This window comes from Janthinobacterium sp. (genome assembly GCF_031995485.1).
Classification (GTDB): domain Bacteria; phylum Pseudomonadota; class Gammaproteobacteria; order Burkholderiales; family Burkholderiaceae_D; genus Janthinobacterium.
Window position 1 is genome coordinate 1 of the sequence record NZ_DAMAGB010000044.1, and the last position, 17,962, is coordinate 17,962.

Here is a 17,962-nt window from a genome sequence, read left to right on the forward strand (position 1 = left end):
AACGGCATGAGGGGATAATACAAGGTCGGATTAGGCCGCAGGCCGTAATCCGACAACATTGTTGGCGGTGTCAAGTAATAAGTAAATTTTCTCATAAGCAAACCCGAAAATATTCCTTTTTGCAAATATAACGCGTGCGGTCTAATGGCGGCATTGCTCATGTCACCACAGGATTTCCATGCAGACCCGTCTTCACCTCGCCGCGCTTGTCTTGACCACCGTCGCGTTTACCCAGCTGGCGCATGCCGACCAGCTGGCCAATATCAAGGCCAAGGGGGAGCTGGTGTGCGGCACGCTGGGGACGGACGAGCCGAACAGCTTTATCGATGCGAAGACGCGCCAGCTGGTCGGCTACGAAGTGGATCTGTGCCGCGAGATCGCCAAAGGCCTGGGCGTGAAACCCGTGCTCAAGCAGCTGGCGGTGGCCGCCCGTATCCCGGAGCTGCAGCAGGGCCGCATCGATATCCTGACCGCCTCGCTGACGCACAACAGGGAGCGCGAAAGCCTGATCGATTTTTCGCTGTCGACGTTTGCCACCGGCCAGCGCGTGCTGGTGAAAAAGAGCAGCAATATCAGCAGCGTTGCGGGCCTCGCCGGCAAGAAAGTGCTGACCGTCAAGGGCGGCACGCAGGAGCCGAATATCCGCAAGGCCGTGCCCGGCGTCGAGGTGGTGACGTTCGAAACGGCCGGCCAGGCCTACCTCGGTTTGCAGCAGGGCAAGGGCGCCGGCTATGTCGACGATGAAGTTTCCTTGCTGAACAATTACGGCAAGCTGGGCGCGGCGCAAAAGGACTATCTGGTGTTGCCGCAAAACATCAGCCACGAAGTGCTGGCGTTCGGCATCCGCAAGGGCGAAACCGGTTTCAAGACGGCGGTCGACAATGTGCTGCGCGGCCTGGAAAAATCGGGCGAGGCGGAAAAGCTGTTTTTCAAATGGTATGGCCCGACCAGCAATGTGAAGTTTGAAAAACGCACCTTCAAGATCGACTCGGACAAGATCGCTTCTTAAGCGGCATGTTTGATCCACAAGTTTTGCTGTCCGGCGACTACCTCGACTGGTTGCTGGCCGGACTGCAGATGTCCTTGCTGCTGATGGGCATGACCTTGCTGCTGGCGCTGCCGCTGGCCTGCGTCGTGGCCATGCTGCGCCTGGCGCCATCGCGGCTGCTCAATGCCGTGGGCATGCTGTATATCGAGCTGATCCGCAACGTGCCGCTGCTGGCGCATTTCCTGTTCTGGTATTTTGCCGCGCCCGAACTGCTGCCGCAGCAGTGGAAGGAGCAACTGTACGCCGGCAATATCGAAGCGACCAGCGCCGTCGTCACGCTGACCTTGTATACAGCCGCCTACATGGCCGAAGATATCCGCAGCGGCATCCGCGCAATTCCCGTGCAACAGTTTGAAGCAGGGCGGGCGCTCGGCTTCAGCTATCTGCAAACCATGCGCCTGTGCATCCTGCCGCAGGCGCTGCGCCTGGCCGCGCCGCCGCTGCTGTCGCAAACCCTGAACCTGTGGCAGAACACCAGCATTGCCACCGTGATCGGCGTGGCCGAGCTGATGTACCAGACCCAGCGCGTGGAAACGGCCTCGTTTCGCAGCGTGGAAGCGTTTGCGTTTGCCAGCGCCGCCTACCTGGCGATCTCGCTGCTGATCGCCGGCGTGGCGTTCCTGCTGCAGAAAAGGCTGGCGCGATGATCGACCTGATACACGATTACTGGCTGTATTTCCTGGTCGGCCGCTATCCGGACGGCCCGCTGGGCGGGCTGGCGCTGACGGTGCTGCTGGCCAGCCTGGCGCTGGTGCTGAGCCTGCCGTTGGGACTGCTGTTGGGCCTGGCCCGCATCAGCCCGTGGCGCGCGCTGCGCTGGCCGGTAGCCTGCCTGATCCAGCTGGTGCGCGGCGTGCCGCTGCTGCTGGTGATTTTCTGGGCGTATTTCTTTTTGCCCAGCTTGACGGGCCACGAAAGCGGCCAGTTCGGCACCATGCTGGCGGCACTGGTGGTATTCGATGCGATCTACCTGGCGGAAATCGTGCGCGCCGGCGTGCAGGCAGTGCCGAAAGGACAGTTCGAGGCGGCCCGCTCGCTCGGTCTCGGCTATGTGTCCACCATGCGCGCGATTATCTTGCCGCAGGCGCTGCGCCATATGCTGCCGTCGCTGGTCAACCAGTTCGTCTCGACCATCAAGGAAACCTCGCTCGGCTACATTATCGGCCTGTCCGAAGTGTCGTTCATCGCCTCGCAGATCAATGGCCTGGTATTGACGAAACCGGTGCAAGTGTATTTCCTGCTGGGACTGACGTACTTCATTCTCTGTTTCAGCCTGTCGCGCGCCGCCTTCTGGCTCGAGCGGCGCCAGGCCCGCATCTTGAAAGCTGCCGCATGATCACGTTTGAGAAGGTCAGCAAATACTATGGTAGCCATCACGCGCTTGACAGTATTTCGGGGCAGGTCGCCAAAGGTGAGGTGCTGGTGGTCTGCGGGCCGTCCGGGTCGGGCAAGTCGACCCTGATCCGCACCATCAACCGGTTGGAGTCCATCGCCTCGGGCCGCATCACGGTGGCGGGCCAGGATATCCATGCACCGGGGCTGGAGGTGAACGCATTTCGCTCGCAGATCGGTTTCGTGTTCCAGCAGTTCAACCTGTTTCCACATTTATCGGTGCTGGACAATTGCGCGCTGGCGCCGCAGCGGCTGCGCGGCCTGTCGCGCCAGGATGCCGAACAGCGCGCGCTCGACCTGCTCGACCGCGTCGGCCTGGCGCACAAGGCAAAGGCCATGCCGGCCGCCCTGTCCGGCGGCCAGCAGCAGCGCGTGGCGATTGCCCGCGCGCTGGCCATGCAGCCGCCGTTGATGCTGTTCGACGAGCCGACCAGCGCGCTCGATCCGGAAATGGTGGGCGAGGTGCTGCAGGTGATGCGTGACCTGGCACAGGACGGCATGACCATGGTCTGCGTCACGCACGAGATGGGCTTTGCGCGCGAGGTGGCCGACCGGGTCTGGTTCATGGACCATGGCAAGGTGCTGGAGCGGGCCACGCCCGGCGAATTCTTCAGCCGGCCGCAGCATCCGCGCGCGCGGCAATTCCTGGCCGATATCCGCAGTCCCTGGGCGGCGGCCGGCTGATTTTTTGGCAACGTGCGCAAGCGTACAGTCGTCTCGGCCCTGCAGGCGCACTCTGGTGACCGTGGCGCCCGTGCGCCGATCATCGACAATCGCGACCAGGAGAACCATCATGTCACGTATCCTTGCAGGGCATTTCCAGTTACAGGACGAGGTCGACGCAGCGCGCGCGGCCCTGATCCAGGCAGGCTTTCCCGACAGCCGCATCAGCGCTTTTTTCGTCAACCAGCCGGGCCAGCATGATTTGCATGAGCTCGGGGGCGACCGCGACATGTCGCCGGGCGCCAAGGAAACGCCGGAAGGCATTGCCGAGGGTGCCGCTGTCGGGGCCGCCGTCGGTGCCGGCGTGGGCGCAGCGGCCGTGCTGGTGACCGGCCCGATCGGTCCGGTGGTCGGCGCACTGGTCGGCGCCCACGTGGGCTCGCTGTACAGCCTGAACAAGATGAAGGGCGCTGGCGAGTCGGAAGAAGTGGAGCCCGGCGAAGGCAGTCCGCATGAAAACCTGCGCCGCCCGCGCCAGCCCGGCATGCTGATTGCCGTGGCCCTCGATGGCGTCGCGGATCGCGAAAAGGCACTGGCGACCCTGCACGAACTGGGTGCACGCAATATCGAGGAAGCCGAAGGCACCATCGTCAACGGCGACTGGCAGGACTTCGATCCGCTCAGCATCCCGGTGCTGGTGGCCTAGAGGCGCGATAATAAACGTGTGTGTGTGCGACAAGTTCCCTGTTACTATTATTTACATCGATAGTGCCAGCCAACGAGCAGGAATAGGGGGCATCATGACACAAGCATGGTTTATTCTTACCCGGCCTGATGGGCGCGACGTCAGCGCCCCCACGCCCAGCCAGCTGTCCGAAGCGCTGGACCAGGTGTATCACGATGCCGGTACGGTGGCCGATGGCAATCCGGCCAGCGCCATGCTGCGCTTTGGTTACGATGACGGCCTGATGTACCAAGTGGAAGTGACTAGCGGTGGCGAAGTCACTTTCGAGGAGTGGTCGGACCGCGATTGCGAGATCGCGCTGGCCAGTCCGCGCCGCATGACGGCGCTGGAGCAGGACGACGCGTTGCAGCTGTGGCAATGGCTGGCGCAGCGCCAGGTGGCCAAGATCCGCAGCCAGCCCTGGCATTCAGAAGAATAAAAAAGTTAATGCGCCATCAGCACGGGGATGGTCATGCTTTGCAGCACTGTGCGCGTGACGCCGCCGAGGATGGTTTCGCGCAGGCGCGAGTGGCCGTAGGCGCCCATCACCAGCAGGTCGGCCGACAGGTCGGCAGCTTGCGACAGCAGCGCGTCGCCGATATCGCCGCGCCGCGTGGCGCCCCCGTCGAGCAACAGCAGTTTCGCCTGCACGCCGTGGCGCGCCAGGTATTGCAGGATATCGGCGCCCGGGTTTTCGCCATGCTCGGCCGCATGCAGCTGCGCGTCGAACACGGCCACGTGCACCTGGCCTGCCCGTTGCAACAGCGGCAGGGCGGCACTCACCGCACGGCTTGCTTCCTTGCTGCCATTCCATGAAATCAGCACATTGTTTGCCGCTGCCGGATGGGCTGCCGGCGCCAACTGTTCAGCCCGCAGTGCATGCGGCACGATCAGCACCGGCCGCCCCGAGTGCAGCAGCACATAGGCCGGAAAATCGCGCATCACGGACGGCGACTTGTCCTCGGCATTGTACTGGCTGATGACCACCAGGTCGGCATAGCGCGCCAGCAGGCTGATGCCACCGGCCGCTTCGTCATCGACCACGCGCTGCTCGTACGAGGCCACGCCGAAGCCGCTGGCCTGCTGCTCGAAACCGTCGAGCGCACGGGCGGCCCGCTCGCGCAGGAAATTGAGGTGCAGTGTCAGGTTGGGATCGGCATCCAGGTCGGGCTGGTGCTGGTACAGCAGGCGCGATACGCCGGTCAGCGCCACACCCGTCAGATGGCCGCCGCAGGCTTGCGCCACGCTGGCGGCCAGCGCCACGCGCGCATCGCGCCCGGCGCCGTCATCGATATGCAGCAATACGGTCTTGTATGTCATGTCTCCACCTTTTCAACAGAATACCAGGCCCATTCTGGCACAGAGAGGGAGTGGGCCTGCGCACGGCAGCACCAGGCCGATCGCTTGATCTTGCGCAAGGCCGGCCATAAAAACAGCTCCTACACTTGATCCCACTCAGAAAAACAATTCAAGGAGACGAGATGGCAGAACAGGGTGTGGAACAACGCGTGGCGCTGGTGACGGGCGGCATGGGCGGTCTGGGTACGGCACTGTGCCGTCGTTTGCAGCGCGCCGGTTTTGCCGTGGTGGCCACGCATACGCCAGGCAACCCGCGCGTGGCGCACTGGCTGGAAGAGCAGCGCGCGGACAACTTCAATTTCCATGCGCTGGCCGCCGACGTGAGCGATTTCGAGGCCTGCCGCTCGGCCGTCGGCCATGTGCTGCAGCAGTTCGGCCGGGTCGACGTACTGGTCAACAATGCCGGCATTACACGCGACCACAGCATGCGCAAGATGGAGCGCGTGCACTGGCAGGAGGTGATGCGCACCAATCTCGACAGCCTGTTCAACATGAGCAAGCAGGTGCTCGAACCGATGCTGGAAAACCGCTGGGGCCGCATTATCAATATCTCGTCCGTCAACGGGCAGAAGGGCGCGTTCGGCCAGTGCAATTATGCGGCGGCCAAGGCGGGCGTGCACGGCTTTTCCAAATCGCTGGCGCTGGAAGTGGCGCGCTACGGCGTCACCGTCAACACCATTTCTCCCGGCTACCTGCGCACGCAGATGGTGACGGCCGTGCCGGCCGAGATCATGGAAACAAAGATCCTGCCGCAGATTCCGCTGGGCCGCCTTGGCGAACCCGAGGAAGTGGCGGCGCTGGCGGCTTACCTGGCGTCCGACGAAGCGGCGTTCGTCACGGGCGCCAATATCGCCATCAACGGCGGACAGCACATGAGTTGAACAGATTTTGGCAGTGGAGGAGACCCGGCGCCCAGCCGGCACGCAGAGGCGGGCAGGCGCTGGAGCAGTAGCGGAGTGGCGGCATGCGGCAGGCACGAAGACAAAGGGCAGGGCAGCGATGCCTTGCCCTTTGTTGTTTGCCGGTGTCGATGGTTTCAGGCCGGCTTCAGGCAATTGATCATCCAGGCCACGCCGAACTGATCCTGCAGCATGCCGAACTTGCGTGCCCAAAAGGTTTCCTGCAGCGGCATCTGCACCTTGCCGCCTTGCGCCAGTGCGCCGAACACGCGTTCCGCTTCGCCCGGCTCGTCCACCGTCAGGCAGACGGCCGATCCGCGCATGCCCTGCTGGCTGTCGATGGTATTGGCGTCACCGCCCTCGCCCGGGCAGCCGCCGTCCGCGCCCATCAGCATGGTCGGCCCCAGCGTCACGCTGCCGTGCATGATCTTGTCCTGCCAGTCAGCGCCTACCTGGTCGGCGGCCGGACTGCCGCGATACGGCATCAGGCACAGCTCTTCGCCACGCAGATGCTGGCGGTAATATTCGAACGCTTGCGCGCAGTTGCCATTAAATTGCAGATACGGTTCGATACGCATGATGGCCTCCCTTGATGGATTCCGGCGGCGCCATTGCCGCGCGGCGCAGTCGCATTGGAATTATAGGAAGCGCCGCGCCGATTGCAATCACTCGCCGGCAACCTCCTGCAGCCGTTCGCGCACGGTATCGAACGTCGCCAGGATGCGTTCCGGACTGCGCGCCAGCACGGCGCGGCCCAGGTTCAGCAGGCCGGTGGCCAGGCTGATCCAGTGGCTGACATGGTCATGCCGGGCGATGCGCTGGCGCACCGCATCGAGCAGGCCGCTCAGCTGGCGCTGGGCCGTGTCGAGCCCCGTGATGGCGTGGCCGGCCGCATCGGCATACAGTGTATTGGCCTGCTGGCGCAGTTCCACTTCCAGCGCAAACACGGCCTGCGCCTCGGCCTGGCTGATGCCGGCCTCGCCCAGGCTGGCGCGCTTGCGGATGGCGCGTATCACGGCCGCATGCAGGGCGGCGGCTGCCTGCGACAGGCTGTCGGCCAGCTGCTCGACGCGCATGGCGTTGCTGAGCGCAGCTTCGCGGCGTTCGCTCATGGCAGTTCCTCCAGCGCGGCCAGCCGCGCATGCTCGCTGGCCAGCGCCGCCAGTTGCCGCTGCGCCAGCGTATGGCGCAGACCGTACAGCCGGTATTCGTCCGTCTTGCTTTGCTGTACCGTCTTGGCCAGTACGGCCAGCAGGCGCTGCGATGGCGTATCGGCGAAGGCGATATCCATTTCCAGCAGGCCCAGCACAATATCGCGCTCATTGTCGCCGGCCTTGTCGTACAGGCGCAGCAAGGTGGTCAGCGCCGAGACCAGCGTCTGCATTGCCGCGTTGCCGTCGCGCAGCGCCTGGCCCAGTGTCTGCCGCTGCGCCTGTTCCCCGCGCATGCGCGCCAGCAGGCGCAGCAAGATCGTATACGCCGTCACTTCCCGGTCGGCGATGCCGGTACCGGGCCAGGCGCGCAGCGCGACGCCGGCGCTGTTGATCTCGCTGGTGTAGGCCAGCCGGTCCTGGCGCGCCAGCTGGCCCAGGCCCTGCAGATACTGCGCCAGGCCCTGCTGGATCAGCGCGACGTCGGCATGCATGGCGCGGCGCTGCTGGTCCAGCGCCTGTTCGCTGGCGTCCTGCTGCGGGTTCAGATAGGGCCGCAGCCGGTGATAGCTGTCACGGTGGCGCAGCGCCAGCTCGCCGAATGCCTGCAAGGCTTTGGCGTCGTCGGCCAGCGCCAGCACTTGACGGGTAAGGGGTGGGGCGGGCTTGGCGGCGCAAGCGCCCAGCAGCAGGCACAGCAGCACAGCGGCGAAAAAAGGCAGGGGCTTCATGATGGTCGGCATGGTGGCGGAATAGATATTGTCGCCGGCCGATTGCTAAAGGTATTGCGATTAAGCAACTTTTATGGCATCTTGCTGCCATTCATTATTTTGTTCATATCGAGAAAATTCCAACATGAAAAAATCCGTCTTCGCCGGCATGACATTGCTGGCTGCGCTGTCGTCGGCACACGCTGAATGCACGTTCAACAACCAGACCAGCGACGATATTCGCGCTACGGTGGTGGCCGCCGGCGGCTGGCCGATCAACGATGCAAAGTGCGCGGTGCTCAACGCGAAGAAGCTGAGCCTGAGCGTCTCCGGCCAGGCCACGGTGCTCGATGGCGTTTCTGTCGGCTGGGTCAGCGTGATGCTGACGGATACGGCACTGAACATCCGTTCCGATCTAACGCAAAAATCAACCTACGTCAATACCAAGCGCGCCAGCATGGACCTGGCCAAGGAAATCCAGTACGACGCGATCCGCGATGCGATCAACGGCCTCGATTTTGACAAGGCTGCGCGTGAAGTCGACGCCTACCGCGCCAAGGCGCTGGCCAGTGGCAAAGCGGGCATCAAACGCTGAGCTTGCCATAAAAAAGGCTATGTCACTGTCATGTGTGGAAAAAACCGAGAGTGGCTTTGAGCAAGCTCTCGGGCGACATGATGCGGCGCGCGTCGAGTATCCAGCGCCAGCCCAGGTAGTTGGGCAAGTAGCGGGTCGCCATGGCGCAGCAAATCGGCGCCGGCGATACGCTGGCGTGGGGACAACTGCGCGAACTGGGCGATGAAAGCCTGCCATTGCTCTGGACGCATGATGTGCTCCTGTATGGAAAGGTCTGATCAGTTAGACCTCAGGCACGCAGGAACATTCCCCCATTTACCACTGACAGAGCTTAAAAAAAAACCGTCCGTCAGTTGCCTGAGGGACGGTTTTTTTATCAGCCGCAAGCCTGCGGCATGATATTAACGGCCGCGGCCGCCCGAACGATGGTTCGCTGCCGAACGCGGCGCGTTGCCGGAGCGGTTGCCGCCGCCACCGCCGCCCGACGGGCCGGCGCTGCGCGGCTTGGCGCCGCTGCCGCCGGTTTTCACGCGCACCACGGCGCCGGCTGGCGCACGGCTGTTGTTGCGGTGGCCGCCGGTACCGCTGCGCAATTGCACAGGCTGGGCGCGGGCGTTCAGGTCCGGCTCGAAGCCTTCGATGACTTCGCGCGGCAGGGTTTGCTTGATCAGCTTTTCGATGTCTTTCAACATTTCGTGTTCATCCACGCAGACCAGCGACACGGCTTCGCCCTTGGCGCCGGCACGGCCGGTACGGCCGATACGGTGCACATAATCTTCCGGAATGTTCGGCAGGTCGTAGTTGACGACGTGCGGCAACTGGTCGATATCGATACCGCGCGCGGCGATGTCGGTGGCGACCAGCACTTGCAGCGTGCCGTCCTTGAACTCGGACAGCGCGCGGGTGCGGGCCGACTGGCTCTTGTTGCCGTGGATCGCCAGCGCGCCGATGCCATCGGCGCCCAGCTGTTCAACCAGTTTGTTGGCGCCATGCTTGGTACGCGTAAATACCAGCACCTGCGTCCAGTTGTTCGATTTGATCAGGTGCGACAGCATCGGGTGTTTCTTGTCGCGGTCGACCGGATGGATCTTCTGCTTGATCACTTCGACGGTCGAATTGCGGCGCGCCACTTCAATCATGGCTGGCTTGTTCAGCAGGCCATCGGCCAGGGCCTTGATCTCTTCCGAGAAGGTAGCCGAGAACAGCAGGTTCTGGCGCTTCGGCGGCAGCACGGCCAGCACTTTCTTGATATCGCGGATAAAGCCCATGTCCAGCATGCGGTCGGCTTCGTCAAGGATCAGGATTTCCACTTTCGACAGATCGACCGTGCCCTGGCCCATGTGGTCGAGCAGGCGGCCCGGCGTGGCCACCAGGATGTCGACACCATGTTTCAGCTGCTTGATTTGCGGGTTGATGCCGACGCCGCCGAAGATCACGGTCGAGTTCAGCTTGGTGTACTTGCTGTAGGCGCGCACGCTTTCTTCGACCTGGGCCGCCAGTTCGCGCGTCGGCGCCAGGATCAGGGCGCGGATCGGGCGCGTCGAGCTGTTGCTGGTAATGGCTGCGCCATTGGCGTCGGTCGACAGGCGGTGCAGTACGGGCAGGGTAAAGCCGGCGGTCTTGCCGGTACCGGTTTGTGCGCCGGCCAGCAGGTCGCCGCCAGCTAACACGGCAGGAATCGCCTGGGTCTGGATCGGGGTCGGCACGGTGTAGCCGTGTTCGGTAACGGCACGTACGATAGCGTCGGACAATCCGAGGGAGGAAAAGGACATGGTAACTTTATTGTGAGATCGGCCTGTCGCCATCGGGAGGCGCCAGTCGCAGGCAATCAGATTAGGAGTCAAAAGACAGCGGCAAGGGGACTGGTCATATGTGCCGCACACGCGAAGTATAACAGCATGGAGAAAAAGCGCTGTAACTGATTCAGATCAAAGGTTGTGTGGGTGGCGCGCCTCATTTAAACTTTTTGATAATATTTCCGTCACCTTAGCGCGGGAGGCGCCGCGCCGCCACGATTTTTCACCCAGGAGAAATAATCATGCGCATTGCCGATCTACGCATCGCCACCCGCCTGTACGGCGGCTTTGGCGCCACCGTGCTGCTGGTGGCGGTACTCGTCACCGTCGCCTCCGTCAACTTTGCCCGCCTGTCCGAGGCCAACGCCATCAACACCCATACGTACCAGGTGCTGGCAAAATCGAATGAACTGCTGGAAAGCCTGCTCAATATGGAAACGGGCGAGCGCGGCTATGTCGTCACGGGCCTGGACAGTTCGCTCGATCCGTATACCAAAGGCAAGGCTTCGTTTACGGAACAGCTGGGGCAGATGCGCGCCCTGACCAGCGACAACCCGGCCCAGCAGCAGCGCCTGGCGCAGCTGGAAACGGCGCAGCAGGGGTGGCTCTCCAGCGCGCTCGACCCGGTGATCGCCATGCGGCGCGCGGTGGCGCAGGGCACGGCCGAGATCGAGCCGGTGCTGGCACTGGAGCGGCAGGGCAAGGGCAAGCAGGGCATGGACGCCATGCGCGCGCTGCTGGCGCAAGTCGGCGACGCTGAAACCGCGCTGCTGGCCGAGCGCAGCAGCGCCGCCGCCGGCCGGCAGGCGCAGACGCGCTGGGTGCTGCTCGGTGGCGGCGCGCTGACCATGCTGCTGGCCGCCATGATCGCGATGTGGCTGGCGCGCAATATCAGCCGGCCGCTGCGCTCGGCCATCGAGGTGGCGCGGCAAGTAGCCGAGGGCGACCTGACGGTGCGCGTGGAAGTAAAATCGAAAGATGAAACAGGCGAGCTGATGCAGGCGCTGCGCGACATGACGGCCAGCCTGCTGCGCATCGTTACCGAAGTGCGCGGCGGCACCGACAGCATCGCCACCGCCTCGCGCCAGATCGCCGCCGGCAACCTCGACCTGTCGTCGCGCACCGAGCAGCAGGCCAGTTCGCTGGAGGAAACCGCGTCCTCGATGGAAGAGCTGACCAGCACGGTGCAACAGAACGCCCACAATGCGCGCGAAGCCAATGACCTGGCCGCTTCGGCCTCCAGCGTGGCCGGCAAGGGCGGCGCGGTGGTGGCGCAGGTAGTCGACACCATGGGCTCGATCAATGACTCGTCGCGCAAGATCGTCGACATTATCGGCGTGATCGACGGCATTGCCTTCCAGACCAATATCCTGGCGCTGAATGCGGCGGTCGAGGCGGCGCGCGCGGGCGAGCAGGGACGCGGCTTTGCGGTGGTGGCTACCGAAGTGCGCAACCTGGCGCAGCGATCAGGCCAGGCAGCGCGCGAAATCAAGGAGCTGATCAACGACTCGGTGGCGCAGGTGGAAAGCGGTGCGCGCCTGGTCGATGAAGCGGGACTGACCATGCGCGACATCGTCGACAGCGTGCACAAGGTCAGCAGCATTGTCGGGCAAATTGCCGCCGCCAGCGACGAGCAGCGCGCCGGCATCGAGCAGGTCAACCAGGCCATCGTCCAGATGGACCAGGTCACCCAGCAGAATGCCTCGCTGGTGGAACAGGCCGCCGCCGCTGCCGAAGCCATGCAGGACCAGGCGGCGCGGCTGGCCGAGGCGGTGGGCGTGTTCCGCACCGGCGAAGCAGCTGCTGTCGCCAGCCGTCCTGTTGCCCGCGCGCGCATGGTGACGCGCGCGCCCGTGAAAGTGCTGGCGGCCACGCCGGCCAAATCGGCCGGGCCAGTCACCCTTGCCAGGGCGCCGTTGGCGCCGCACGCTCCAGCCGGCAAGCCGCGTCCCGGCGAAGATGAGTGGGAAGAATTCTAGGGTGTGTGACAGCGGTCGCGGAAAGTGCTTGCACGGCGTGTGACAGCGGTCGCATAATCGCTGCACACGTTATTGCAAAGGATTCCCATGGCCACGCCCTCCGTTACCGAACTGACGCTATTGAAAGCCTTGTGGAAAGGCCAGCCGCTGTCGGCCCGCGCGCTGCACGCCAGCGTCGAGGCCGAACTGGGCTGGTCGTTTTCATCGACGCGCAAGACTGTCGAGCGCATGCTGGAAAAAGGCATGCTGGTGCAGCGCAGCGAGCAGGGCGTACAGGTATATGAAACGCGGGCCGACAAGGTCAGCACGCTGGCCGCGTTTGCCCGCGACTTTGGCCAGCGCGTGATGGAACTGGACAGTCCTTTGCCGGTCAGCATGTTCACCGGCAGCAAGCTGGTCGACCGGCAGGAACTGGCGCAGCTGGAGCAGCTGCTGCAGGACTGGCCGCTTGAGTCGAAGGAGTAGGCGATGCTGCTGCTGTCGCTGACCCTGGTGCAGGCCAGCGTTGCCTGCATGCTGACGGGCCTGCTGTTGTGGGGCTTGCTGAGCCAGGCAGCGCGGCACTGGCCTGCGCTGGCGGCGCAGCGCAGTGTCTGGCTCGGTGCGCAACTGGTGCTGGCCGCCGCCTTTGTACTGCCCTTGCTGCCAGCGACGCAACAACTGAGCGTGGTACCCGAAGTCGGCGTGCCGGCTGCGCTGGCCGTGTTAAACCCGTTGGACCCGTTGGGCCCACTGGGCCATCTCGCGCCCGGCTTGCCGATGGCAACCGATGCGCCCGCCACCGCGCCGCCGTCGGGCATGGCGTGGCTGGCGCTGGCGCCGCCCGCCTGGAGCCTGATCTATCTGCTGGGTTTGGTGTGCACGGCCTGGCGCTGGCAGCGTGGCCGCGCCATGCTGCGCACATTGCTGCAACTGGCGCAGCCACGCCATCTGCATGGCATCGATGCGCTGGAAGTGGACGCGCCGATTTCGCCGATGCTGGTCGGCGTCTGGCGTCCCCGGTTGCTGCTGCCGGTCCATCTGGCGCAGTTCACGCCAGAGCAGCAGCAACTGGTGATTGTCCACGAGCTGACCCATGCGCGCCGCCGCGATCCGCTGATCCTGCTGCTGGCGACGCTGCTGCAGGCGCTGCTGTGGTTCAATCCGGCCGCACGCTGGCTGGCCGGCAAGCTGGCCTGGGCGCAGGAGCTGGGCTGCGACCGCCAGGTACTGGCCGGGCGTCCCCCGCGCGAATGCCAGCAATATGCGGCGGCGCTGGTAAAGCAACTGGGCCTGCAGATGCAGCCGCTGCCGGGACTGGGCTTCGGGGGCGGCACGCGCGTGATGGCCGAGCGCGTGATGCGGATGCGCGAAGGGCAGAAGCGCCAGCCTGTGGCGATGCGGGTGCTGACAGGATCGGCCCTGTGCGCCATCGGTGCGGCCAGCCTGGCGCTGCAGCCGTCGCTGGCGTGGACGGTCGCCGCAGTGCCGGCTGCCATGCTGGCCGCGCCAGCCACGGCGCCAGCGGCATGGCGCAATCCGCTCGACACCATGCGCGTCACCGGCTTCTTCGGTGTGGTGCGCCCGGTCACGCCGCAGGGTCACAGCGGCATCGACCTGGCTGCCAGGCGCGGCACGCCCGTCCATGCGGCGGCCGACGGCATCGCCAGCGTCAGCGAGGATGCGCGCCTGGGCAAGGCCGTGCGGATCAATCATGGCGGCGGCGTCGAGTCGCTGTACGCCCATCTCGACCAGGTCAGGCTCGCCACCGGCATGGCGGTCACGGCAGGGCAGGCCATCGGCACGGTGGGCGCCACCGGCATGGCGACGGGACCGCACCTGCATTTCCAGGTCAGCCGCAACGGGCACTTGCAGGACCCGCAGCAATGGCTGGCCGGCCTGGACGCCAAAGCCACGGCGCGCGCCCTGCGCGTGCGCAAGGAACAGTTCGGGCGTTGATTAACCCAACAGCAGGGGCTGGGGTCGGACCCTCAGGGTCCGACCCCGGCATTTCCCGAGCTTGGGGTTCATTCAACCGGCACGATCTCACCCCCCGACTTTAAAGGCTTTTGATGCCACAAGCCGATATCTTGGCTTGCGCGCGCTGCCGCAAGGGAGGTTATAACGCTCAAAATCAATATTCGAAAATATCGAATATAACCTCGCAAACTTTGCGTTTTAAATTTCGCGATACGTGCTGCATACTGCACAGCACTGGCCCGGCACATACAGACATAGAGTGAAGGCCAGGCAGTACCAATCACGTTTTACGATATTCAATTTTTTCGACCAATTTCAATTTTCTAAAGGAAACCATCATGCCTGTCGCCACCGCCCAAGCCGCTCAAAAACTGCTGACCCCGAACGACCACACGCTGATCATGATCGATCACCAGTCGCAGATGGCGTTTGCCACCCGCTCGATCGACCTGGCTTTGCTGCGCAACAATGCGGCGCTGGTGTCGAAGGCGGCGGCCGAATTCAAGGTGCCGACGATCCTCACCACGGTGGCGGAAAAATCGTTCTCCGGCCCGATCTTCGGTGAAATTCAGACGGTGTTCCCGGAACTGGCGCCGATCGACCGTACCAGCATGAATACCTGGGAAGATGCGCGCATCGCCGAGCGCGTCAATGCCCACGGCAAGGGCAAGATCGTGCTGGCCGGCCTGTGGACCTCGGTATGCATCGTCGGCCCCGCACTATCCGCGCTGGAGCAGGGTTTCGAGGTGTACGTGATCGCCGACGCCAGCGGCGACGTCTCGGACGAAGCGCACCAGATGGCCATGCAGCGCATGATACAGGCGGGCGCCCAGCCGATGACGTCGGTGCAATACCTGCTGGAATTGCAGCGCGACTGGGCCCGTGGCGAGACCTACAACGAAACCGTGGCCACTGCCGTGGCGCACGGCGGCGGCTATGGCCTGGGCTTGATTTATGCGAAGACCATGTTCAATGCCAGCGAAGGGCATTGATGCCAGGTTGAGTACTGCAACCCCGCCTGCGTGGCGGGGTTTTTTATTTCGAGATGCGCAGGATGGCCGAGGCCAGGCGCGTGAAGCAGGGGCTGAGATCGCTTTCGGTGGCGGCGTAGCAGTACAGGCCGACGGGCTCGGCCGCCTTGCGGCAGCGGCTTGGCGCGTCCACGGTGTTGGCCAGGCAGCGCAGCAGGTCTTCGCCTTTTTCAGCGTCGGGTCCTTCCGCTGCCGTCAGCGAGGCGCCCATGCCGAGCGTGAAAACAAAAATGCCTTCCTGGCGCGCCTTGGTCGCGATCGCTTCTGCCAGATTCCGTGAGGCGCGGTGCACATTGGTCCATTCCAGCAGCGGCGTGGCCAGCGAGTTGGTGACCACGCGCGGTGTGGTGGTGACGATAGGAAATTCGCGTACCGTGGCGCTGTAGGTGCGGGCTGCGTCATTTTGCATGTTATACCAGTCAGGCAGGGTGGTGAGCTTGTCAACGTCGCAGGAGGTAGTGGGCGCCAGTTCCGTATCGGTTGCATCCATTCTGTAGAGGCCGCGCAGCGGCGAGGCGCTACCGGGTTTGTCGGTGAGAGTGGCGATCGTTCCCGTTGACTTGCAAGTAGTGCTACCAGGGAAAAAATACGAAGAAAATGCTGCTGGCGAACCATCGGAAAAAAATACGATCACCCGCAGGCTGGAGCGGTTGATCTGCTCAATGCTGTTGAGTTGACTGCGCGCCTGCCACATCCCCTCCGAAGAATTGGTGCCGCCGGTAAAATTGAATGCATTGATCGCTGTCGATGCGATCGTTCGGTCAAAGCCGCGATTGACAGGTTTGATCGGCAGGTCCAGCTGGACGCCGCTGGCAAAATGCAGCAATCCTACCCTGTCCACCGTTGTATTGAATTTGTTCAGGAACGACACCCCGGCAGCCCTGACAGCTTTTGCATTGCCATTGAGCGAACCAGACGTATCCATCACCAGTACCATATCGAGGTCCTTGCGAATGGTTTGCGCGCTGGCGGCCACGTCCAGCGTCTTGAAACCGAGTACTCCCATCAGGGATACGGGCAGTGATGCGGTGGCCGACACGTCGATCGTTACCATGCCCTTGTCGAAGGTGACGCCGACCGGATTGAGGGTCGGTGTCGACAGCAGGAATTTGTCGGGATAATTAATGTTGAAGAATTCTTTTGCCGATTGGCGCGCATTGGCTGCCTGCTCGGTCTGGGTGTCGCCCAGCGTCACGCTGCGCGCCGCCGCCAGGCTGGCCGAATCGACTGCCGAATTGAGTTTTGCCTTGACCAGGTAGCCCAGGCCGGAATCTACCGCCAGTCCCACCGAGGCGATCAGCACGATCGCGCACAGCGCCACCAGTATCAGTACCTGTCCGTCTTGTCGTCTGTAAGGAATGCGCATCAGAACACCGTCATCGAATAAAGGTTGGGTCCCAGTACCGGGGTAGTCGTGCTGCCGATCTGTAATGTGCCGAACAACACGTCGAAGTTATAGAAGGTCTCCACGGCATAAATGAGTTCGCCATCGGCCAGCTGCTTCTGCATCAGGGTGACAGTAGGCGCACTGGCGCCTTTTAGAATAGTGGTGCAAGTGCCATTGCTGTCCCAGCCGCCGCAGTTCCACACCTGGCTGGCAGGCTGGTAGCCGCTGCTTTTCACGCCGGCGTTCCAGCGGTATTGCTCCAGCACGATATTGGGCTGGCCCGCCGTTGCCGGGCCCATGATCTTGGTGATGTAGATCATGCCGCGTTTATTCATGTCCAGCGGCGGGGTGGTCGCCGCCAGCGCGTTGAGAATGGTCTGGCTGGAGCCGACCAGGTCGGACGTGGCGCGTGCGGCCAGGTTGGCGCCTTCGCGGCTGATATTGAGCAGGATGATTTTGGCCTGGATGGCGCGTGACAGGTCGACTACCATCACCAGCAGCAGGGCCAGCAGCGGCAGGACGATAGCAAATTCAACTGCGGCAATGCCGCGGGCCTTGCACCGGGGGAAAGAGAAAGAAAGTCTTTTCATCACAGGCCACCGAAGCTCTCGTTGCGCATGGTTGCCGCCACCACGAAGTGCGCTTTGCCATCCTTGAAAAAGGCCGCAATCATCGGGGTCGAGAAAGGCCAGCTGCAATCGACGGAAATGACGACGATGTCGCCAGCATTGCCGAACATGCTGGCACTGGTCGTGTTGACGCCATTGACCGAGATGACGGGGTTGACCTTGTCGTACATGCCCATCGAGCTGTCTTTCATTTTTTGAATGACGGCCTGGTAGCGCTGCTGGTTGGAGGCATTCGGGTCGAGATTGCTCTGGCCCGTCACGGCATAGCGTGCGCCCTCGCGTACCGCGTGCTGCATGGTGAGGTTGGCGAAATAGGCCATGCTCAGTTCGATCACGGCGATCATCAGCAGCAGGAACACCGGTGCGATGATGGCAAACTCGACGACCGTCGCCCCTGCCTGTCTGGCCTGCTTCAGGCGCGATGGCTGGCAGCGGCCTGCAGCCTTGAAAAGGATCATGTCTGATATCCAAAGAAAAGAGGCACGCCTGGCGGCGTGACGGGGTGTGGCGTTGCGCGCACTTGCCCGACGCCATTTTATATTGCTTTACATAAGTAAGCGGGTAATAAAATGCTTATAAATCACGCCTGTTGCATTTAATATAGTAAAAACTGTGTAAATAAGCAGCTTCGTATGTCATAAAACTAGTGCGTAAGAGTAAT

The 17,962-nt window shown here is 63.1% G+C and carries 20 protein-coding genes and 1 pseudogene; 12 read left to right on the forward strand and 9 right to left on the reverse strand.

The annotated features are described in order from the left end of the window. Positions 1-178 precede the first annotated feature (178 nt). The 6 genes from RTQ46_RS20885 to RTQ46_RS20910 all read left to right on the forward strand — a co-directional run bounded on the left by RTQ46_RS20885 (position 179) and on the right by RTQ46_RS20910 (position 4,266). Positions 179-1,009, forward strand: a complete 831-nt coding sequence (locus tag RTQ46_RS20885) for an ABC transporter substrate-binding protein (RefSeq protein WP_312439509.1) — start codon at positions 179-181, stop codon at positions 1,007-1,009. Between the two features lie 5 nt (positions 1,010-1,014). After that, a complete protein-coding gene (locus RTQ46_RS20890; RefSeq protein WP_312439510.1) occupies positions 1,015-1,695 on the forward strand; it encodes an amino acid ABC transporter permease in 681 nt (226 codons plus the stop codon). Continuing rightward, positions 1,692-2,384 carry an amino acid ABC transporter permease gene (locus RTQ46_RS20895; RefSeq protein WP_312439511.1) on the forward strand — a complete coding sequence of 231 codons (693 nt, stop codon included), beginning with the start codon at positions 1,692-1,694 and terminating at the stop codon, positions 2,382-2,384. Before RTQ46_RS20890 ends, RTQ46_RS20895 begins: the two co-directional genes overlap by 4 nt. Next, a complete protein-coding gene (locus RTQ46_RS20900) occupies positions 2,381-3,124 on the forward strand; it encodes an amino acid ABC transporter ATP-binding protein (RefSeq protein ID WP_312439512.1) in 744 nt (247 codons plus the stop codon). The genes RTQ46_RS20895 and RTQ46_RS20900 overlap by 4 nt, the downstream gene beginning before the upstream one ends. Before the next feature lie 109 nt (positions 3,125-3,233). Continuing rightward, a complete protein-coding gene (locus RTQ46_RS20905) occupies positions 3,234-3,809 on the forward strand; it encodes a hypothetical protein (RefSeq protein WP_312439513.1) in 576 nt (191 codons plus the stop codon). A gap of 94 nt (positions 3,810-3,903) precedes the next feature. Then, the gene (locus RTQ46_RS20910; protein WP_312439514.1) at positions 3,904-4,266 is read left to right on the forward strand and encodes a hypothetical protein; all 363 of its coding nucleotides are present in this window, start codon (positions 3,904-3,906) and stop codon (positions 4,264-4,266) included. A gap of 5 nt (positions 4,267-4,271) precedes the next feature. Here the strand turns inward: RTQ46_RS20910 and RTQ46_RS20915 are convergent, their stop codons facing one another. After that, complete coding sequence (locus tag RTQ46_RS20915) at positions 4,272-5,147, reverse strand: universal stress protein (protein ID WP_312439515.1); 876 nt, start codon at positions 5,145-5,147, stop codon at positions 4,272-4,274. A 161-nt stretch (positions 5,148-5,308) separates the two neighbouring features. On the opposite strand from RTQ46_RS20915, the gene phbB reads away from it, so the two are divergent. Next, entirely contained in the window at positions 5,309-6,067 is a 759-nt protein-coding gene (gene phbB, locus RTQ46_RS20920; protein WP_312439516.1) for an acetoacetyl-CoA reductase, read from the forward strand. A 155-nt stretch (positions 6,068-6,222) separates the two neighbouring features. On the opposite strand, the gene RTQ46_RS20925 is transcribed toward phbB, so the two are convergent. The 3 genes from RTQ46_RS20925 to RTQ46_RS20935 form a co-directional block, all read right to left on the reverse strand. Beyond that, positions 6,223-6,663, reverse strand: coding sequence for a VOC family protein (locus RTQ46_RS20925; RefSeq protein WP_312439517.1), 441 nt, complete (start codon positions 6,661-6,663; stop codon positions 6,223-6,225). Between the two features lie 87 nt (positions 6,664-6,750). Continuing rightward, on the reverse strand, positions 6,751-7,197 hold the full coding sequence (locus RTQ46_RS20930; protein ID WP_312439518.1) for a hypothetical protein: 447 nt from the start codon (positions 7,195-7,197) through the stop codon (positions 6,751-6,753). Beyond that, a complete protein-coding gene (locus RTQ46_RS20935; protein WP_312439519.1) occupies positions 7,194-7,967 on the reverse strand; it encodes a hypothetical protein in 774 nt (257 codons plus the stop codon). Before RTQ46_RS20935 ends, RTQ46_RS20930 begins: the two co-directional genes overlap by 4 nt. Positions 7,968-8,091: 124 nt before the next feature. On the opposite strand from RTQ46_RS20935, the gene RTQ46_RS20940 reads away from it, so the two are divergent. Beyond that, positions 8,092-8,541: a hypothetical protein gene (locus RTQ46_RS20940; protein WP_312439520.1), complete on the forward strand. Its 450-nt coding sequence runs from the start codon at positions 8,092-8,094 to the stop codon at positions 8,539-8,541. A gap of 17 nt (positions 8,542-8,558) precedes the next feature. Here RTQ46_RS20940 and RTQ46_RS20945 read toward each other — a convergent pair. Together RTQ46_RS20945 and RTQ46_RS20950 are read right to left on the reverse strand one after the other, a co-directional pair. Further along, positions 8,559-8,683 (reverse strand): annotated as a pseudogene (locus RTQ46_RS20945) (IS1595 family transposase); the annotation flags it as partial. A gap of 238 nt (positions 8,684-8,921) precedes the next feature. Further along, positions 8,922-10,292, reverse strand: a complete 1,371-nt coding sequence (locus tag RTQ46_RS20950; protein ID WP_312439521.1) for a DEAD/DEAH box helicase — start codon at positions 10,290-10,292, stop codon at positions 8,922-8,924. A gap of 266 nt (positions 10,293-10,558) precedes the next feature. On the opposite strand from RTQ46_RS20950, the gene RTQ46_RS20955 reads away from it, so the two are divergent. The 4 genes from RTQ46_RS20955 to RTQ46_RS20970 all read left to right on the forward strand — a co-directional run bounded on the left by RTQ46_RS20955 (position 10,559) and on the right by RTQ46_RS20970 (position 15,246). Then, positions 10,559-12,295, forward strand: coding sequence for a methyl-accepting chemotaxis protein (locus RTQ46_RS20955; protein WP_312439522.1), 1,737 nt, complete (start codon positions 10,559-10,561; stop codon positions 12,293-12,295). Between the two features lie 87 nt (positions 12,296-12,382). Continuing rightward, on the forward strand, positions 12,383-12,760 hold the full coding sequence (locus RTQ46_RS20960; protein ID WP_312439523.1) for a BlaI/MecI/CopY family transcriptional regulator: 378 nt from the start codon (positions 12,383-12,385) through the stop codon (positions 12,758-12,760). A gap of 3 nt (positions 12,761-12,763) precedes the next feature. After that, positions 12,764-14,233 carry a M23/M56 family metallopeptidase gene (locus RTQ46_RS20965; RefSeq protein WP_312439524.1) on the forward strand — a complete coding sequence of 490 codons (1,470 nt, stop codon included), beginning with the start codon at positions 12,764-12,766 and terminating at the stop codon, positions 14,231-14,233. Between the two features lie 359 nt (positions 14,234-14,592). Further along, positions 14,593-15,246 carry a hydrolase gene (locus RTQ46_RS20970; protein ID WP_312439525.1) on the forward strand — a complete coding sequence of 218 codons (654 nt, stop codon included), beginning with the start codon at positions 14,593-14,595 and terminating at the stop codon, positions 15,244-15,246. Between the two features lie 43 nt (positions 15,247-15,289). On the opposite strand, the gene RTQ46_RS20975 is transcribed toward RTQ46_RS20970, so the two are convergent. From RTQ46_RS20975 to RTQ46_RS20985, 3 genes are read right to left on the reverse strand one after another with little or no spacing between them, the layout of a single operon-like run. Further along, positions 15,290-16,651, reverse strand: a complete 1,362-nt coding sequence (locus tag RTQ46_RS20975; RefSeq protein ID WP_312439526.1) for a VWA domain-containing protein — start codon at positions 16,649-16,651, stop codon at positions 15,290-15,292. Next, a complete protein-coding gene (locus tag RTQ46_RS20980) occupies positions 16,651-17,262 on the reverse strand; it encodes a TadE/TadG family type IV pilus assembly protein (RefSeq protein WP_312439527.1) in 612 nt (203 codons plus the stop codon). The genes RTQ46_RS20975 and RTQ46_RS20980 overlap by 1 nt, the downstream gene beginning before the upstream one ends. Continuing rightward, positions 17,262-17,759 carry a pilus assembly protein gene (locus RTQ46_RS20985; RefSeq protein ID WP_312439528.1) on the reverse strand — a complete coding sequence of 166 codons (498 nt, stop codon included), beginning with the start codon at positions 17,757-17,759 and terminating at the stop codon, positions 17,262-17,264. The genes RTQ46_RS20980 and RTQ46_RS20985 overlap by 1 nt, the downstream gene beginning before the upstream one ends. Positions 17,760-17,962: the final 203 nt, after the last annotated feature.

Bases quoted from the DNA above. Each gene is read 5' to 3' on its own strand.
- RTQ46_RS20930 (WP_312439518.1), bottom strand. From the start codon at position 7,197: ATGAGCGAACGCCGCGAAGCTGCGCTCAGCAACGCCATGCGCGTCGAG.
- RTQ46_RS20885 (WP_312439509.1), top strand. From the start codon at position 179: ATGCAGACCCGTCTTCACCTCGCCGCGCTTGTCTTGACCACCGTCGCG.
- phbB (WP_312439516.1), top strand. From the start codon at position 5,309: ATGGCAGAACAGGGTGTGGAACAACGCGTGGCGCTGGTGACGGGCGGC.
- RTQ46_RS20895 (WP_312439511.1), top strand. From the start codon at position 1,692: ATGATCGACCTGATACACGATTACTGGCTGTATTTCCTGGTCGGCCGC.
- RTQ46_RS20965 (WP_312439524.1), top strand. From the start codon at position 12,764: ATGCTGCTGCTGTCGCTGACCCTGGTGCAGGCCAGCGTTGCCTGCATG.
- RTQ46_RS20900 (WP_312439512.1), top strand. From the start codon at position 2,381: ATGATCACGTTTGAGAAGGTCAGCAAATACTATGGTAGCCATCACGCG.
- RTQ46_RS20975 (WP_312439526.1), bottom strand. From the start codon at position 16,651: ATGCGCATTCCTTACAGACGACAAGACGGACAGGTACTGATACTGGTG.
- RTQ46_RS20980 (WP_312439527.1), bottom strand. From the start codon at position 17,262: ATGAAAAGACTTTCTTTCTCTTTCCCCCGGTGCAAGGCCCGCGGCATT.
- RTQ46_RS20940 (WP_312439520.1), top strand. From the start codon at position 8,092: ATGAAAAAATCCGTCTTCGCCGGCATGACATTGCTGGCTGCGCTGTCG.
- RTQ46_RS20890 (WP_312439510.1), top strand. From the start codon at position 1,015: ATGTTTGATCCACAAGTTTTGCTGTCCGGCGACTACCTCGACTGGTTG.
- RTQ46_RS20960 (WP_312439523.1), top strand. From the start codon at position 12,383: ATGGCCACGCCCTCCGTTACCGAACTGACGCTATTGAAAGCCTTGTGG.
- RTQ46_RS20910 (WP_312439514.1), top strand. From the start codon at position 3,904: ATGACACAAGCATGGTTTATTCTTACCCGGCCTGATGGGCGCGACGTC.
- RTQ46_RS20985 (WP_312439528.1), bottom strand. From the start codon at position 17,759: ATGATCCTTTTCAAGGCTGCAGGCCGCTGCCAGCCATCGCGCCTGAAG.
- RTQ46_RS20950 (WP_312439521.1), bottom strand. From the start codon at position 10,292: ATGTCCTTTTCCTCCCTCGGATTGTCCGACGCTATCGTACGTGCCGTT.
- RTQ46_RS20955 (WP_312439522.1), top strand. From the start codon at position 10,559: ATGCGCATTGCCGATCTACGCATCGCCACCCGCCTGTACGGCGGCTTT.
- RTQ46_RS20925 (WP_312439517.1), bottom strand. From the start codon at position 6,663: ATGCGTATCGAACCGTATCTGCAATTTAATGGCAACTGCGCGCAAGCG.
- RTQ46_RS20970 (WP_312439525.1), top strand. From the start codon at position 14,593: ATGCCTGTCGCCACCGCCCAAGCCGCTCAAAAACTGCTGACCCCGAAC.
- RTQ46_RS20935 (WP_312439519.1), bottom strand. From the start codon at position 7,967: ATGAAGCCCCTGCCTTTTTTCGCCGCTGTGCTGCTGTGCCTGCTGCTG.
- RTQ46_RS20915 (WP_312439515.1), bottom strand. From the start codon at position 5,147: ATGACATACAAGACCGTATTGCTGCATATCGATGACGGCGCCGGGCGC.
- RTQ46_RS20905 (WP_312439513.1), top strand. From the start codon at position 3,234: ATGTCACGTATCCTTGCAGGGCATTTCCAGTTACAGGACGAGGTCGAC.